Here is a 15520-nt window from a genome sequence, read left to right on the forward strand (position 1 = left end):
ATCCGGAAAAATGAACATCAAGAAGATCGACGACCGATTTGCGACGACGGGTCAGGTTCGTCCTGAGGATGTCGCACAACTCGCCCAGGACGGCTATGTTGCGATCGTGTGTGCAAGGCCCGACAACGAGGAGCCCGGCCAGCCGGCCTTCGCAGCCGTCGCCCGAGAAGCCGAAAAGCACGGGATGAAGGCGATTCATATTCCTGTTACGGGAGCGCCGTCAGCCGCAGAGGTCGATCGTTTTGAAGAAGCTTTGGAGACTATTAACGGGCCGATCCTGGGTTATTGCCGCTCCGGTGCCCGCTCTGCGGCGCTCTATTCATCAATCGGGCAGTAGCCCCCCTACTGTCCGATCGGGCGCTGTCACTTCCCCCTCTTCGTGACAGCGCCCAACCAGGTTTTCTCACGCTCCAAGCCATTCATGTCAAAAATGTCCCGATATTTCCCGTTCATGCAATGGGTCAAAGCCTATGATGGCACCGTTCTGACCAGCGACTTGCTGGCGGCGGTGATCGTCACCATCATGTTGATCCCGCAGTCGTTGGCTTATGCCATGCTGGCCGGTCTGCCGGCGGAAGTCGGCCTTTACGCGTCGATCCTACCGCTCGTAGCCTATGCGATCTTCGGCACCAGCCGCACGCTGGCGGTCGGGCCGGTCGCCGTGGTCTCGCTGATGACTGCCTCCGCCATCGGCCAGATCGCCGCCGAAGGGACGCTCGACTATCTCACCGCCGCCATTGTCCTGGCGCTGCTTTCGGGCGGCATGCTCGTGGTTATGGGGATCTTCCGTCTCGGTTTCCTTGCCAATTTCCTGTCGCATCCGGTGATTTCGGGTTTTATCACCGCATCCGGCCTGCTGATTGCCGCTGGCCAGCTCCGCCATATCCTCGGCGTTTCAGGCGGCGGGGACACGCTTCCCAATATTCTCCTATCTCTGTCGGGCCAGCTTGGAGCCGTCAATTCGGTCACGCTTGCTATCGGCATCGGCGTTCTGGCTTTCCTGTATTTCGCTCGCAAATATCTCAAACCCCTGCTGGTCGCGATGCGTGTCCCGGTGCGCCTCGCCGACATGATGGCGAAAGCCGCGCCGATCCTCGCCGTCGCCGTGACCGTCGCTCTTGCTGCCGGTCTTGACCTGGGCGCGCGCGGCGTCGCGCTCGTCGGCGCTATTCCTCAGGGCCTGCCCGCGTTTGGTGCGCCGGCCCTTTCGCTCGACCTCATCACAGCACTCCTCATGCCGGCCTTCCTGATTTCGGTGGTGGGATTCGTGGAATCGGTTTCCGTGGGCCAGACCCTTGCCGCCAAGCGTCGCCAGCGCATCGATCCCGACCAGGAACTGATCGGGCTGGGCGCCGCCAATATCGCGGCGGGCCTGTCCTCGGGCCATCCCGTCACCGGCGGCTTTGCGCGCTCGGTGGTCAATTTCGACGCCGGGGCCCAAACGCCGGCCGCCGGCGTCTTCACTGCCGTCGGTATCGCGCTTGCAGCGCTGTTCCTGACTCCGCTGCTGGCCAGCCTGCCGCAGGCAACTCTTGCCGCCACCATCATCGTCGCAGTGCTGTCGCTGGTCGATTTCGGAACGGTGCGCAGGGTCTTTGCCTATTCGAAATCGGACTTCGCCGCCATGGCCGCCACGATCATCGTTACGCTAGGCTGGGGCGTGGAACTGGGTATCGTCGCCGGGGTCCTGCTTTCCTTGCTGCTACACCTTTACCGCACCAGCAAGCCGCATGTCGCCATTGTCGGACAGGTGCCCGGGACCGAACACTACCGCAACATTGAGAGGCATTCCGTCCTGACCAGGCCAGAAGTCCTGTCGATCCGTGTTGATGAAAGCCTCTATTTCGCCAACTCGCGCTTTCTGGAAGACACGATCGCCGGACATGTCGCCGAACAGCCCGACCTCGAGCACGTCATCCTGATGTGCTCTGCCGTCAACGCCATTGACGCCTCCGCCTTGGAAAGTCTCGAGGAAATCAACCGGCGCCTCGCGGACGCCGGCATCGGTTTCCATCTCTCGGAAGTGAAGGGGCCCGTGATGGACCGGCTCAAGAGCACGGAGTTCCTTGAGCATCTCAATGGTGGGGTGTTCCTCAGCCAGCACGAAGCAGTTTCGGCGCTAGATCGGAACTGCGGAATTGGTAGAGAGACCCCGAGCCAGGAACCAAAAGAAGCCTTGAAGAGCGGCGGCCCGCACAAGTCATGAGGGATATTACGCGCCGTGCCGAACGTGTCATACTGGTCGTCGACGATCATCCTCTCATCAGGATGGCTAAGGCTGACATGGTGAAGTCGTGCGGTTGCTGGCCACTTGAAGCGGACAATGCAGATGAAGCTATCAGGCGTCTGGAAAATTGCGCGGCCATCAGGTTCGTGATCACCGATGTCGAAATGCCTGGCACTATGAACGGCATAGAATTGGCCAAGCTCATTCGGGAACGGTGGCCCCAAATTGCGATCATCATCGTAAGTGGAAGAACGTCTGCGGATCTGGATGGCCTGCCGGCGGATATATCATTTCTGGAGAAACCTTTGTGTTCCAAGCTGCTCTGCCAGCATCTCGGCGGCTGATAGGATCGGCCTTGGCCCGGTTCAAACGATCAGCCTGAGCTGAAGCTCGTTTTCCTCTGTTGGCGCCGGGCGAAATCCAGAGACAGTCACGCCAAGCAGACGGATGCCTTTGTTGATCGGGAACACGCTCGCAAGGAGCGTTGCGGCAAGTTCGTGGAACTCATGTTCTTGAAGCAGTGCCTCGGCGGTAGTCCTGGATCGCGTAATTTGTTGAAAGTCAGTAAACTTTATTTTCACCACCACGGTGCGCCCACGCAACCCTTTGTCTTCGCACGTCTGCCAGATCTTCCGGGCAAGGCGTAGCAATTCGGTTTGGGCGACTTTGAGCTCGTAGATGTCCTCCGCAAAGGTGTCCTCGGTACCTAACGATTTCCGCTCCCGGTTCGGTCGGACTTGTCTCTCATCGATCCCGCGAGAGATTTGGTAGTACCAGCTGCCCGACTTGCCGAAATGGTGCTCGAGGAAATCACGCGGCTTTCCCCGCAGGTCAGCGCCTGTCAAAATGCCGAGACACTCCATCTTTGCGGCCGTGGCAGGTCCCACCCCGTGGAATTTCTTGACCGGCAGTTCGGCTACGAATTGCGGTCCTTTGGCCGGTGTGATCACCGCCTGACCGTTGGGCTTATTGAGGTCGCTCGCCATTTTCGCCAGGAACTTGCAATAGGAAATCCCGGCCGAGGCATTGAGACCTGTGACCGCCTTGATGCGCACCCGGATCATCGTCGCGATGTCGGTCGCGATGGCGATGTTCTGCTTGTTCTCGGTGACGTCGAGATAGGCTTCGTCGAGCGACAGCGGCTCGATCAGATCGGTGTGCTCGGCGAAGATCTCGCGGATCTGCGCCGAGACGGCGCGATAGACCTCGAAACGCGGCTTGACGAATATGAGGTCTGGGCAGCGGCGCTTCGCGGTCACCGAGGACAGAGCGGGCCGGACACCAAAGGCGCGCGCCTCGTAGCTGGCCGCAGCCACGACGCCGCGTGCGGCCGATCCGCCGACGGCGACCGGCTTACCTCTGAGCTCGGGATTGTCGCGCTGCTCGACAGAGGCGTAGAACGCATCCATGTCCACGTGAAGAATCTTGCGGACGCGAGCCTCCCGAGCATCGTAGGCGCCATCGTTTTCAGCCCCGCGCTCGCCCACCCGTTCCATTGTCCGTGTCGTCATGATCGGACCGCTCCTAGAGCAGAAGATCATCCTTCGGTTTCGTCGGCGGCTCCACGACGACCAGCATGTTGCCGGGCAACGGCCGCTGAAGATGCTTGACCTCGTCCCATTCGGCGGTGAGCCACAGATCGACCTCTTCCAGCGTGGTTAGGATCGCGGGCATGGCCTTTTGATGAATCGGGGCAACGATCTCGTTGGGCGCGGTCGTCAGGAAGCCGTAGAGTTCGAACTCCCTCTCGCCGTCGCGAACCTTCTTGACCCCTTTCCATGGCGTCCAGAAACCCGCGAAGAACATCAGCGGCCGATCGGCATCGCGGGCGAACCAGGCATTGGGAACGCGCCCTCCCGGAACCTTGCTTGCCGGGTCCGGCTCGGCGAACGATGTGAAGGGGACCACGCACCGGCTGGTCGGGCCGAGCCATCGGCGCCAGTGAGGTGAATTGACGTTCCGGATGTTTGTGACGCCCGGATCGTAGTTGCCCTTGATATAGGCCGGCGGGGTCGGCATGCCCCAGGTCGCGTTGGCGATCTCACGCTGGCCGTCGGCGCCGACCCTGACGATAGGGGCGAGGGTATTGGGATAGACGTCGAGCGAGGGCTCGTTCCAGCCAGCCTTGTCGGCCAAGGCCTTGGTGAACTCCAGGACGGCGTCGCGCGTCGTCGTCAGATTGTAGAGATTGCACAACGGGGTTTCTTCCTTCTAGCGCCACATGCCGCGCATCCTGGCGCCGACATCGAGGCGCACCCGCCGCGGCCCGACGCTTGGGGCGGCGCCCGGTGCGGCCACAGGCCAGGCACGGCACTCGAACAGCCCGACCAGATTAGCCGGAATGAACCGGGTTCGCGAGGCATAGACATGACGGTCGCCAGTCGCGGACTGGCCGTGGGTGAAGAAGCGCTGCGGCACGACGAGGTTGAGGCTGTCTTTCGCACGGGTCATCGCGACATAGAGCAGGCGGCGCTCCTCCTCGATCTCGTCCGTCGTCCCCGCGCCGAGATCGGAGGGAATGCAGCCATCGACCGTGTTGAGCACGAAGACCGACCGCCATTCCTGACCCTTGGCCGAATGGATGGTCGAGAGGATCACATAGTCCTCGTCGAGAAGCGGCACGCCTGCCTGTCCCGAGGTTGCGTCCGGAGGATCGAGGGTGAGTTCGGTCAGGAAGCGTTCGCGGGTGGGGTATCCGGCGGCGATGTCCTCGAGCTGGAGCAGATCGGCCCGGCGCATCTCGAAATCCTCGTGTATCCGCTCAAGATGCGGTTCATACCAGGCCCGTACCTGTCCGATCTCGGCTGGCCATCCTGATGCGCCCGACCGCAACCCGGCGAGCAATTCGACGAGACCCGGTCAATCGGCCTGGGCGCGGGCCGGGCAAGGAAGCTGGTCGAGCGTGTCAATCGGATCGGCGCTGTCGGCCACGGCATCGAGCGCGGTCTGTGCCGTGGCCGGACCGACGCCGGAGAGAAGCTGCATCAGCCGGAAGCCCGCGACCCGATCCCGCATGTTCTGGGCAAAGCGCAGCGCCGCCAGCATGTCCTTGACGTGCGCACTGTCGAGGAATTTCAGCCCGCCGAACTTGACGAAGGGGATATTGCGCCGCGTCAGCTCCACCTCGAGCGGACCGCTATGATGGCTTGTCCGGAACAGAACCGCTTGGTCCTTGAGCCGCATGCCGACCTCCCGGTTCTCCAGCACCTCGTCGGCAACGAACTTGGCCTGATCGGCTTCATCGCGCACGGTGACGAGGCGTGGTCTCTCGTTGGAGGCACGATCGGTCCAGAGATTCTTGGTGAAACGCTCGCGCGCGAGCCCGATCACCTCGTTTGCCGCGGCAAGGATCGGCTCGGTCGAGCGGTAGTTGCGATCGAGCGTGATGATTTCGGCCGCCGGCGAGAATTCTTTCGGGAAGTCGAGGATGTTCCGCACGGTGGCGGCTCGGAAGGAGTAGATCGCCTGCGCGTCATCACCGATGACGGTGAGACCGCGTCCGGCCGGCTTCAGGCCCGTCAGGATGGTCGCCTGCAGGCGGTTGGTGTCTTGATACTCATCGACAAGGACATGATCCCACTTGCCGCCGATCTCGTCGGCGAGCGCCGTATCGCTCATGGCCTGCGCCCAATAGAGCAGCAGATCGTCGTAATCGAGGACGTTCTGGATCTGCTTGGCCTCGACATAGGCTGCGAAGAGTTCCCGCAATTCCGTATACCAGCCGGCGCACCAGGGGTAGTTGGTCCGCAGAATGTCTTCGAGCGGAGCTTCGGCGTTAACGGCGCGCGAGTAGATTGACAGGCACGTTCCCTTGGTCGGAAACCGGCTTTCCATCTTCGAGAAGCCGAGATCGTGGCGAACAAGATTCATTAGGTCGGCGGAATCCTCGCGGTCATGAATCGTGAATTGCTGATCGAGACCAAGCTCGATGGAATATTCACGCAAGATCCGCGCGCCGATCCCATGGAACGTGCCCGACCAGGCCAGCGCATCGGTCAGAATACCCCCCTTGTCACCCAGACCCTTTGCGCAGATCCGCTCCACCCGCTTGCCCATCTCGGCGGCAGCGCGGCGCGAAAACGTCATAAGCAGGATGCGGCGCGGATCGGCGCCGGAAATGACGAGCTGCGCCACCCGATGCGCCAGCGTGTTGGTCTTGCCCGATCCCGCGCCCGCGATGATCAGAAGCGGACCACCCACCTTGCCATCGGGCAGCCCGATGCCATGCACGACCGCGGCATGTTGACCCTCGTTTAATTTTTCCAGATGCGCCGCGCTCATCCCCGTCCGCCTCCTATCCATATGCGAATCAACGACAATCGGCCGATACTTCGACGTTGCTTGCCGTTACGTCCCCATCCGCATCGGAAAGACTCTCACGAGAGTCCGATTGACTCATTTTCGGAAACGGAACAAATAATGAACATAACAGCGCCCCGGCGCGTTGGAAAGCCCTTTGGAGACCCTTTTCACCATGCCGCATCGCGTGGACAGGCCCGCTATTACCGAACTTCGGGAGCGCATCGCGCACCTGGAGGGCGGTTCCGGCCGTGCGCGCGAGGTCCTGCCGTTCGGCCTCGCCGAAATCGACCGGAAGCTGTCGAGAGGAGGGCTGGCGCTGGGGGCGCTGCATGAGGTCGCGGGCGGCGGCAATGGCGCCATCGATGGTGCGGCGGCGGCGCTCTTTGCCGCCGGGGTCGCCGCCCGAACGAAAGGGAAAGTGCTGTGGATCGTAACCCGGGCGGACCTCTTTGCCCCGGCACTCGCGCAGGCGGGCCTTGTGCCTGATCGCGTCATTCATGCCGAAGTCAGCGACGAGAAATCAGTGCTGGCATGTTTTGAGGAGGGCCTGCGTCATCGCGGTCTTGGCGCCGTCGTCGCCGAGACCGCGCATCTGTCGATGACAGCCTCGCGGCGGTTGCAGCTCGCCGCCGAAGGCGCGGGGACCATCGGGCTCGCCATACGCCGCTGGCGGCGCCAGAGCGAAGCGGGAGATTTCGGGCAGCCGACCGCAAGTTCCACGCGCTGGCGCGTATCGGTCCTGCCCTCCGAGCCCCTGCCGGTCCCCGGTCTCGGCCGGGCGCGCTGGCTGCTTGAGCTGATCAGGGCCAGGGCCGGGGAAAGTGCGGATTTTGAAGTGGAGGCTTGCGATGTCAAGGGTCGTATCGCTCTTCCTTCCGAGGTGGCCTACCGATCGCCTCAGAAGGAAGTTGGGCGACGCATCGCCTCCGCCTGAGGCTCCGCTCGTCCTTGCCGGCCGCATCGGCCGACGCAGATCGGTCACCGCGCTCGATGCGAACGCGCAGGCACTGGGCGTCAGCATCGGCATGGCCGTCGCCAAGGCCCAGGCGCTTGTCCCGGGACTCGTGGTCCTCGATGCCGATCCCGCGGCCGACAGCGAAGGTCTCGACAGGCTGGCCCTCTGGGCGCTGCAGCGGATCTCGCCGGTCGTTGCCGCCGATCCTCCGGACGGGCTGGTGATCGACACCACCGGCGCCGATCATCTTCATGGGGGCGAAACAGCCATGCTCGAAATGATGGTGCAGAAATTCGCGCAGTCCGGCGTCGAAGCCCGCGCCGCCGTGGCCGACACGTGGGGCGCCGCGCACGCCGCGGCACGCTTCCTGCGCCGGCGCATTGCGATCGTTCCCCCCGGCGCGGCCGAAACCGCGCTGCGGCCCCTTCCGCTGTTCGCCCTGCGGCTTGAAGCAGAGACGGTCGCAGGCCTGCACACGCTCGGCTTCGAGTCCGTCGGCGACCTGATCGATCAGCCGCGCGCGCCGCTCGCCCTGCGCTTCGGCCCGGAGATCGGCCGGCGTCTCGACCAGGCCCTTGGGCATATCGGCGAACCCGTGGATCCGGTTCGCTCGCCCGAGCTGGTCGAGGTGCGCCGTGTCTTCGGCGAGCCAATCGGCGCCGCTGAGACCATGGCCCGCTATACGGGTAAGCTGGTCGATGCCCTGTGTCGCGAGCTCGAACAGCGTGGGCTCGGCGCACGCCGGCTCGATCTTCTGTTTCATCGCGTCGACAACACCTTGCAGTTCATCCGCGTCGGGACGGCCCAGCCGGTCCGCGATCCCAGGCGCCTCACCCGCCTGCTGTGCGACAAGATCGAAACCGTCGATCCGGGCTACGGCATCGAGATCATGGTGCTGGTCGCGATCGAGGCCGAACCGCTGCGCGAGAAGCAGGCCATCTCCTCCCTCGTCGATGCCCCCGAGGCCGACGTCTCGGACCTGATCGACGTGCTGGCCAACAGGGTGGGCGAAAGCCGCCTCTGCCGTTTCGTGCCGGTTCAGAGCGACGTGCCCGAGCGTTCGGTAGCGCGCGTGTCCCCGCTCGCGCCCGAGACCGGCGCGACCTGGGACGGCGACTGGCCGCGCCCGCCGCGGCTGCTGGCCCGACCCGAGCCGATCGAGACCATGGCGCTCCTCCCCGACAATCCGCCGGTCTGGTTCACCTGGCGCGGCGTGCGCCGGCGCGTGCGCCGCGCCGACGGTCCCGAGCGCATCCGGGGGGAATGGTGGAAGCGCGACGCCGAGCTGACCACGGTCAGGGATTATTTCCGCGTCGAGGACGAGACGGGCGAACGCTACTGGCTGTTCCGATCCGGCGATGGTGAGCACGCCGAGTCCGGCAGCCAACGCTGGTATCTACACGGGATCTTCGGATGAGCGCGCCCCGCTATGCCGAATTGCAGGTGACCTCGCACTTCTCGTTCCTGCGCGGGGCGAGCAGCTGCGAGGAACTGTTCGCCCAGGCCGCCGCGACGGGCACCGAGGCGCTCGGCATCGTCGATCGCAATTCTCTCGCCGGCATCGTCCGGGCCTACGGAGCGGCCAGGACCACCGGGGTTCGCCTCGTGGTGGGGTGCCGGCTCGATCTCGTCGACGGCATGTCGATCCTGGTCTATCCCACTGACCGTCCCGCCTATGCGCGGCTGTGCCGCCTGCTTTCCCTCGGCAAGAAGCGGGCTGGCAAGGGCAAGTGCCATCTCGAATGGGCCGACGTCGTCGCCTATGGCGAGGGGCTGCTCGCCATCCTCTTGCCTGACGTTGCTGACGAGACCTGCGCGCAGCAGCTGCGCCGTCTGCGCGATACGTTCGGCGATCGCGCCTATATGGCGCTGACGCTGCGCCGGCGGCCCAATGATCAGCTTCGCCTCTGGGAGCTTTCGAACATGGCGGCAGCAAGCCGCGTTCCCACCGTCGTCACCAATGACGTGCTTTTCCATGAGCCGGCCCGCCAGCTCATGCAGGACGTGGTGACGGCCATCAGGCACAACGTGACCATCGACGAGCTCGGGCGCCGCCGGGAGCGGTTCGCCGACCGCTACCTCAAGACTTCCGCGGAAATGCACCGGCTCTTCGGCCGCTACCCCGAAGCCCTCGCCCGGACGATTGAGATCATGGAGCGCTGCCGGTTTTCTCTCGATGAGCTCGCCTATCAATATCCGGAGGAAAAGCTCTATCCCAAGCTGACGCCACAGCAAGCACTTGAAAAGCTGACCTGGGAGGGAGCCGCAGAGCGCTATCCCGAAGGTCTACCCGACAAGGTCCGGGACAATCTTCAGCATGAACTGTCTCTGATCGAAAAGCTTGACTATGCTCCTTATTTCCTCACCGTGAACGCCATCGTGCGGTTTGCGCGCTCAAAGGGCATCCTGTGCCAGGGCAGGGGCTCGGCCGCCAATTCCGCCGTGTGCTTCGTGCTCGATGTGACCTCGGTCGATCCTGATCGCAACGATCTACTTTTTGAACGCTTCGTATCCGAAGAGCGGCGCGAGCCGCCTGACATCGATGTGGATTTCGAACATGAGCGGCGCGAAGAGGTCATCCAGTGGGTTTACGAGACCTATGGCCGCGAGAGGGCGGCATTGTGCGCAACCGTCATTCGCTACCGCGCAAAGGGTGCTCTGCGCGACGTCGGCAAGGCACTCGGTCTGCCGGGGGACCTGACCAAAGCCCTATCTTCGCAGGTCTGGGGATGGTCGGAAGGCGTCGAGCAGAAACACGCCGAAGGTCTTAACCTCAACACGAATGACCGTCGCCTGAGGCTGGCACTGGAGATCGCACACCAGCTTGTCGGCACGCCGCGCCATCTTTCCCAGCACCCCGGAGGGTTCGTGCTAACCCGTGACCGGCTCGACGAGTTGGTGCCAATCGAGCCTGCCGCCATGGAAGACCGGCAAGTGATCGAATGGGACAAGGACGACATCGATGTCCTGAAATTTATGAAGGTCGACGTCCTGGCGCTGGGCATGCTCTCTTGCATGCGCCGTGCCCTCGATCTTCTCGCCGACCATAAGGACATAAGACTCGATCTGGCTTCCATCCCGGCCGAGGATCCACGCACCTACGCGATGATCCGCAAGGCCGATACGCTGGGTACCTTTCAGATCGAATCCCGCGCTCAGATGGCGATGCTGCCGCGCATCAAACCACGAACCTTCTACGATCTGGTCATTCAGGTCGCGATCGTCCGTCCCGGCCCGATCCAGGGAGATATGGTTCATCCCTATTTGCGCCGACGCGAGGGCAAGGAGGACGTCACCTATCCGAAGCCCGAACTTGAGGCGGTGCTCGGAAAGACATTGGGGGTGCCGCTTTTTCAAGAGCAGGCAATGAGGGTCGCGATTGAGTGTGCGGGATTCTCCGCTGGCGAAGCAGATCAGCTTCGTCGCGCGATGGCGACCTTCAAACACACAGGCACCATCTCGTCCTTCGGACAGAAACTGATCTCCGGCATGGTTGCGAACGGCTATACGCCTGAGTTCGCTGAGCAAATTTTCCGCCAGCTCGAAGGTTTTGGATCCTACGGCTTCCCGGAAAGCCATGCCGCATCGTTCGCGCTCATCGCTTACGCTTCCTCCTGGATGAAATGCTGGCACCCCGACGCTTTCTGCTGCGCGCTGCTCAACGCCCAGCCCATGGGGTTTTACGCGCCGGCCCAGATCGTGCGTGACGCTCGTGAACATGGGGTCGAGGTGCGGCCGGTTTGCGTCAACGCATCACGCTGGGATTGTACCCTCGAACCAACGGACGCCGATGATGGTCGTCTCGCGGTCCGCCTCGGTCTGCGAATGGTCAAGGGGCTCGGGAACGCTGAAGCGGCGCGCCTTGTATCGTGCCGCGGAGACCGTTCCTTTGCCTCGGTCGACGACCTCTGGCGCCGTGCTGGCATCCCCGCCGCCGCAATGGTCGAACTCGCCGAAGCCGATGCATTCCGGGCTGCGCTCGGCCTCGAGCGACGCGAGGCGCTTTGGGCCATCAAGGCGCTGAGGGATGAACCCTTGCCTCTTTTCGCGGCCGCCGCGCGGCTGGAAACCGAGATCCTGCCCGAGCAGAGGGAGCCAATCACCGTGCTTCGCCCCATGGCGGCCGGAAAGGAGGTCGTGGAGGACTATGGTCATCTCGGATTGACCCTGCGCCAACATCCCGTTTCATTCCTGCGGTCGGATCTGGCCCGCCGGCGTATCATGACTTGCGCAGAGGCGACCGCTTGCCGTGACCGACGCTGGGTCCATGTCGCCGGGTTGGTGTTGGTGCGCCAGCGCCCCGGATCGGCGAAAGGCGTGATGTTCATCACGCTTGAGGATGAGACGGCTGTGGCCAATCTTGTCGTCTGGACCAAGGTCTTCGAAAAACATCGCCGTATCGTGCTTGGCTCGGGGATGATCGGAGTAAAGGGCAGGGTGCAGCGAGAGGGTGATGTCGTCCACGTTGTCGCCCATGAACTGTTCGACCTTTCGGCGGAACTGGCCAGCGTCGGCGCACGTGAAATGCAATTTCCGCTGTCACATGGTCGCGGCTACGAGCTCCAGCACTTTTCGCCGGCACCTGATCCGCGGGGTCTGACCAGGCCAGCGAACCTGGCCGATGACTACGACCGCCCAGATGGAATCAAAGTGAAGACACGCGATTTTCGCTAACGAAGTTGAACAGCACCCAAAATATGCTTGCCCACTGGGAGACCTAGTAGCGCGTTGTGACCAATGCGCAAAGCTATGCAATACCGCATCATCCGCGGCCCCCTACTGCGCCGGGTCGGCATCGCGGCGCAGGACTATATCTGTGGTGATCTCTCCGCCCTTCTTCAGGATACGAAATTGCGGAGCGTCGCTCTGCGAAAAGCTCAGACGCAGGATGTATGAATAATCATCGGTTCCGACTAATCCCTGATAAATGAGATTGTAGCTTCCCTCGGGCACATTGACGCTTTGAGTGTCGAAGAGGGTACCAATCTGCACAGACCCCTTTACGGAGAAAGGCACTTGGACCGCCCAAAGGGCCTCAGAGTGGAAGTTGTCGCCCTCCCCCATCTCTACGCCTACCAAAACCTCACCGTCATGGTCGGGCACACCGAAGCTCACATATCCTGGTGACCAGGCGAACCCCTGGCTGACGTGATCGTCGGTCCATAGAAGACCGTAGGCGGCACGGTCCTCCGTGTGAACCACCACCTGAGCATAGAGGACCGTGATAGGGAAATCAGCCAGCATGGTTCATCGCCTCGAAATTGAGTAGATCGTTGCACCTCGAAAACGGATTCTCCCATTTTCGATAGCGAGTTCTTTTCGTACGCAGGCGTTGTCCCGAAGTCACCCTATCTCATAGAATCTGCTGGTCTTTCGCTGTCAGGAGAATTTTAGACCGAGTTTTTTTCGTCTCGCAGGTGCTGCGGGCGCTGGTTCATCAGTTTTGGTTTTGCGCCCGAGGCCTGTGGCCTTCGCCAGGGCCGAGCGCGCCGACGAATAGGCTGGGGCAACCATAGGGTAGTCTGCTGGGAGACCCCATTTCTCATGATAATCGCTCGGTGTGAGGCCGTGACTGGTTGCAAGATGCCGCTTCAGTGATTTGAACTTTTTCCCGTCCTCGAGGCAGATAATGTAATCGGGGTTGACCGACTTCCTGATCGGAACGGCCGGTTTCTGGGGGGTGTCCGATTTCAACACTGCTGGAGCGATTTGCTTCTGCAGGACGTGATGTATATCGGCGATGAACTGGGGAAGGTCCCCGACAGGAACAGGATTGTTCGAAACATACGCCGACACGATATCGGTGGTCAGTTGAATAAGCCTGTCAGTGTCATTGACGGTGGTTTCGTTCACCTTGGCACCTCAGCTGGTTTCCCATTCTCCAATCCCCACTTACATGATCTCCAAGGGTGATTACAATGGTGACCGGGACGTTTCAAAAGGGGCGACTCTTGGCGCAGCTGAAACTAGCTGGTCTTCGCCTATTCGGCCCGCCGCCCCTGACGCAGTGGAGGGATTGAGAGGAAATGCTGGAGGCGATTAAACGCTGGAGGCGCCAGCGGCGCGACCGTCGCAATCGCTGGCGAGAAGACGCGCTATATCTCCTCGCCGCTGAGGACGTCTGGGCCTATTATGAGGCGCAGCGCCGTGCGACTCGTAGTCGCCACGGAGGCGATCGGGAGGAGTTTTTTCATTGGGTCAAGGTGGCAGCGGAAGTAGCTCGCCTCTCTCCTACCGTAGCAATGGACCTAGCCGTTTTGCGGGATTTGGTCGCCGCCGAGGAGCAACGGAGCGGCCAGAGAAAATAAGTGTCATACAGGCTGCACGGTTTCGCATCAGGTGCGCTTCGTCTCACCCTCCATAGGTCCACGGATCGATGATCGTCAGCCCTATCCCCTCGAAATCGGCAACGTTACGCGTTGCAACAGCTGCACCCCGAGATAAGGCGATCCCAGCAATCTGCGCATCGAACTGACTGATGGGGCGGCCACTTTGCCGGCGTTCTACGGCAAGTGTGGCATAGGCATCTGCCGCCTCGCGATCGAAGGGCAGCACGCGACCCGCGAAATCCTCCCAGAAGATCGGTTCAATCGCAGCCAGAAGATCGCGCCTGCGCTTTCCATCGGGCAACAGACGCACTCCATAGAGAATCTCCGCCTCGGTCACTGTGGTCGTGAAAAGCGATGCGGTCGGCTGGTCGGCTACCCAGGATTCGACGGCGCTGCTAGGCCGGAGCAGAAAAAGCTCGGAAATGACGTTGGTGTCGAGGACGATCATTGGCCGAGATCGGCCGGATCACGAATGGGCTCGCGCGCCGGAATCTCCAGCTCTATGCCTCCGAACACGGCCATCCGACTGCGAATCCGCGCCGCCAGGTTCCCCTGTTGCGGTCGGGGCTCAGTCGCAAGCGCTGCGCGGAGAATATCTCTCGCTTCATCTTCCATCGAGCGACCGCGCGACGCCGCGCGCATGCGCAGACGATTCTTCAACTGCTCATCGAGATTTCTGATCGTCATGCTGGCCATGGGCACCTCGTACATCGATGATTGCATATTAATCATTGATTGCATCGGCTTCAAGGCGAACCGCACGGCCTCTCGGGTTTTATCTGATCGGCACCGAGCAGGAATGGCAGTTCGGCGTCGTGCCGTTCATCGTGCCCGACATCGTCAAGGCCGGGCGCGCCGCCTCGCTGATTCCGCCCTTCTGGGCGCTGTTCGCCCGCCGCTGAGAGGCGACATAGCCTGAAAATAAAAGGCCCGGCATCGCAGGACGCGGTGCCGGCCCTTCTTTTTGCAGAACAGCGTTCGTCAGAACGCCCGCTGCTCTAGTGCCCACCCTCGCCCCAGGCCAGCTGGTCCTGTCGGGCGCGCAGCTCGGAGATCGGCGCGTCGTGCGGTTCGGCGACCCACCCCTCACGTGGAATGCTTGCGCGGCGTACCCGCTCTGCATCTATGTCGTTGCCGCTTGCGCGCTTCGGCGCTCAAGGGAAGCTGACGCCACGGCGGTCCGAAGATAGCCCCAGAAGAAATGCCGGGTTGACCGCCATGCCCTTGCCCGCCTTGCTCTTCGCGGCCTCCGATATCCGCAACCCAAGGGTTTTGGATCGGGAATCGGCTAAAAGGAGCGCGGGACGTGCAGGCGGAAAGAATGGAAAAAGCAGATCTGGAAGAGCTGCGGGCACAGGTGCCCTGCAGCGCAGTGTTGGAAGAGGCAGGGTTCGCGCTCGACCTCAAGGAAAGCACGCGAAAGGCGATGAAATATCGCCGGGGCTCCGAGATCATCATCGTTATCCATGACGGCAAAGGCTGGTTCGACCCACTCGGCGATGACAAGGGCGACGTCTTTAACCTCGTCGAGCATCTGCATGGCGTGCGTTTCGTCGAGGCCATGCTGGAAGTCGCAAGCCTTGTCGGATTTGAGCTTTCGGAGCCTGTCTGGGAGCGGCAGTCGCGCGACCGCAAACTTGACGTTTCCGTTTCCGAACGATGGCGCACAAGGCGCAAGCCGTGGAAGGAATCGGCAACCTGGCGCTA

At 62.1% G+C, this 15520-nt stretch carries 13 protein-coding genes and 2 pseudogenes; 8 read left to right on the top strand and 7 right to left on the bottom strand.

Features of this window, described 5'->3' with window-relative positions:
* Positions 1 to 10 precede the first annotated feature (10 nt).
* The 3 genes from ACFPLB_RS01470 to ACFPLB_RS01480 all read left to right on the top strand — a co-directional run bounded on the left by ACFPLB_RS01470 (position 11) and on the right by ACFPLB_RS01480 (position 2571).
* Positions 11 to 337: a protein tyrosine phosphatase family protein gene (locus ACFPLB_RS01470; protein WP_378227476.1), complete on the top strand. Its 327-nt coding sequence runs from the start codon at positions 11 to 13 to the stop codon at positions 335 to 337.
* A gap of 84 nt (positions 338 to 421) precedes the next feature.
* Complete coding sequence (locus tag ACFPLB_RS01475; protein WP_378227477.1) at positions 422 to 2206, top strand: SulP family inorganic anion transporter; 1785 nt, start codon at positions 422 to 424, stop codon at positions 2204 to 2206.
* Complete coding sequence (locus tag ACFPLB_RS01480) at positions 2203 to 2571, top strand: response regulator (protein WP_378227478.1); 369 nt, start codon at positions 2203 to 2205, stop codon at positions 2569 to 2571. The genes ACFPLB_RS01475 and ACFPLB_RS01480 overlap by 4 nt, the downstream gene beginning before the upstream one ends.
* A 21-nt stretch (positions 2572 to 2592) precedes the next feature.
* Here the strand turns inward: ACFPLB_RS01480 and dinB are convergent, their stop codons facing one another.
* The 3 genes and pseudogenes from dinB to ACFPLB_RS01495 form a co-directional block, all read right to left on the bottom strand.
* The gene (gene dinB / locus ACFPLB_RS01485; RefSeq protein ID WP_378227485.1) at positions 2593 to 3723 is read right to left on the bottom strand and encodes a DNA polymerase IV; all 1131 of its coding nucleotides are present in this window, start codon (positions 3721 to 3723) and stop codon (positions 2593 to 2595) included.
* 28 nt (positions 3724 to 3751) lie between these two features.
* Entirely contained in the window at positions 3752 to 4423 is a 672-nt protein-coding gene (locus ACFPLB_RS01490; RefSeq protein ID WP_354198333.1) for an SOS response-associated peptidase, read from the bottom strand.
* A gap of 15 nt (positions 4424 to 4438) precedes the next feature.
* Positions 4439 to 6508, bottom strand: a pseudogene (locus ACFPLB_RS01495) (ATP-dependent helicase).
* A gap of 193 nt (positions 6509 to 6701) precedes the next feature.
* Between ACFPLB_RS01495 and ACFPLB_RS01500 the strand changes: the two are divergent.
* From ACFPLB_RS01500 to ACFPLB_RS01510, 3 genes are read left to right on the top strand one after another with little or no spacing between them, the layout of a single operon-like run.
* Positions 6702 to 7463: an ImuA family protein gene (locus ACFPLB_RS01500; protein WP_378227486.1), complete on the top strand. Its 762-nt coding sequence runs from the start codon at positions 6702 to 6704 to the stop codon at positions 7461 to 7463.
* Complete coding sequence (locus ACFPLB_RS01505) at positions 7378 to 8901, top strand: Y-family DNA polymerase (RefSeq protein WP_378227479.1); 1524 nt, start codon at positions 7378 to 7380, stop codon at positions 8899 to 8901. Before ACFPLB_RS01500 ends, ACFPLB_RS01505 begins: the two co-directional genes overlap by 86 nt.
* Complete coding sequence (locus ACFPLB_RS01510; RefSeq protein ID WP_378227480.1) at positions 8898 to 12158, top strand: error-prone DNA polymerase; 3261 nt, start codon at positions 8898 to 8900, stop codon at positions 12156 to 12158. Before ACFPLB_RS01505 ends, ACFPLB_RS01510 begins: the two co-directional genes overlap by 4 nt.
* 102 nt (positions 12159 to 12260) lie before the next feature.
* Here ACFPLB_RS01510 and comJ read toward each other — a convergent pair whose 3' ends face one another.
* From comJ to ACFPLB_RS01530, 4 genes are all read right to left on the bottom strand, one after another.
* Complete coding sequence (gene comJ, locus ACFPLB_RS01515) at positions 12261 to 12728, bottom strand: competence protein ComJ (protein ID WP_378227481.1); 468 nt, start codon at positions 12726 to 12728, stop codon at positions 12261 to 12263.
* 135 nt (positions 12729 to 12863) lie between these two features.
* On the bottom strand, positions 12864 to 13337 hold the full coding sequence (locus tag ACFPLB_RS01520; protein WP_378227482.1) for a Ros/MucR family transcriptional regulator: 474 nt from the start codon (positions 13335 to 13337) through the stop codon (positions 12864 to 12866).
* Between the two features lie 498 nt (positions 13338 to 13835).
* On the bottom strand, positions 13836 to 14261 hold the full coding sequence (locus ACFPLB_RS01525) for a type II toxin-antitoxin system VapC family toxin (RefSeq protein ID WP_378227483.1): 426 nt from the start codon (positions 14259 to 14261) through the stop codon (positions 13836 to 13838).
* Positions 14258 to 14509, bottom strand: coding sequence for a FitA-like ribbon-helix-helix domain-containing protein (locus tag ACFPLB_RS01530; RefSeq protein ID WP_354198317.1), 252 nt, complete (start codon positions 14507 to 14509; stop codon positions 14258 to 14260). The genes ACFPLB_RS01525 and ACFPLB_RS01530 overlap by 4 nt, the downstream gene beginning before the upstream one ends.
* A 35-nt stretch (positions 14510 to 14544) precedes the next feature.
* Between ACFPLB_RS01530 and ACFPLB_RS01535 the strand changes: the two genes are divergently transcribed.
* Complete coding sequence (locus ACFPLB_RS01535; RefSeq protein ID WP_354198315.1) at positions 14545 to 14715, top strand: hypothetical protein; 171 nt, start codon at positions 14545 to 14547, stop codon at positions 14713 to 14715.
* A 419-nt stretch (positions 14716 to 15134) separates the two neighbouring features.
* Positions 15135 to 15520 (top strand): annotated as a pseudogene (locus tag ACFPLB_RS01540) (hypothetical protein); the annotation flags it as partial.

The sequence above is a fragment of the Aquamicrobium segne genome (assembly GCF_042656785.1).
GTDB classification, from domain to species: domain Bacteria; phylum Pseudomonadota; class Alphaproteobacteria; order Rhizobiales; family Rhizobiaceae; genus Mesorhizobium; species Mesorhizobium segne.

Bases quoted from the DNA above. Each gene is read 5' to 3' on its own strand.
- ACFPLB_RS01470 (WP_378227476.1), top strand. From the start codon at position 11: ATGAACATCAAGAAGATCGACGACCGATTTGCGACGACGGGTCAGGTT.
- ACFPLB_RS01475 (WP_378227477.1), top strand. From the start codon at position 422: ATGTCAAAAATGTCCCGATATTTCCCGTTCATGCAATGGGTCAAAGCC.
- ACFPLB_RS01480 (WP_378227478.1), top strand. From the start codon at position 2,203: ATGAGGGATATTACGCGCCGTGCCGAACGTGTCATACTGGTCGTCGAC.
- dinB (WP_378227485.1), bottom strand. From the start codon at position 3,723: ATGGAACGGGTGGGCGAGCGCGGGGCTGAAAACGATGGCGCCTACGAT.
- ACFPLB_RS01500 (WP_378227486.1), top strand. From the start codon at position 6,702: ATGCCGCATCGCGTGGACAGGCCCGCTATTACCGAACTTCGGGAGCGC.
- ACFPLB_RS01505 (WP_378227479.1), top strand. From the start codon at position 7,378: ATGTCAAGGGTCGTATCGCTCTTCCTTCCGAGGTGGCCTACCGATCGC.
- ACFPLB_RS01510 (WP_378227480.1), top strand. From the start codon at position 8,898: ATGAGCGCGCCCCGCTATGCCGAATTGCAGGTGACCTCGCACTTCTCG.
- comJ (WP_378227481.1), bottom strand. From the start codon at position 12,728: ATGCTGGCTGATTTCCCTATCACGGTCCTCTATGCTCAGGTGGTGGTT.
- ACFPLB_RS01525 (WP_378227483.1), bottom strand. From the start codon at position 14,261: ATGATCGTCCTCGACACCAACGTCATTTCCGAGCTTTTTCTGCTCCGG.
- ACFPLB_RS01530 (WP_354198317.1), bottom strand. From the start codon at position 14,509: ATGGCCAGCATGACGATCAGAAATCTCGATGAGCAGTTGAAGAATCGT.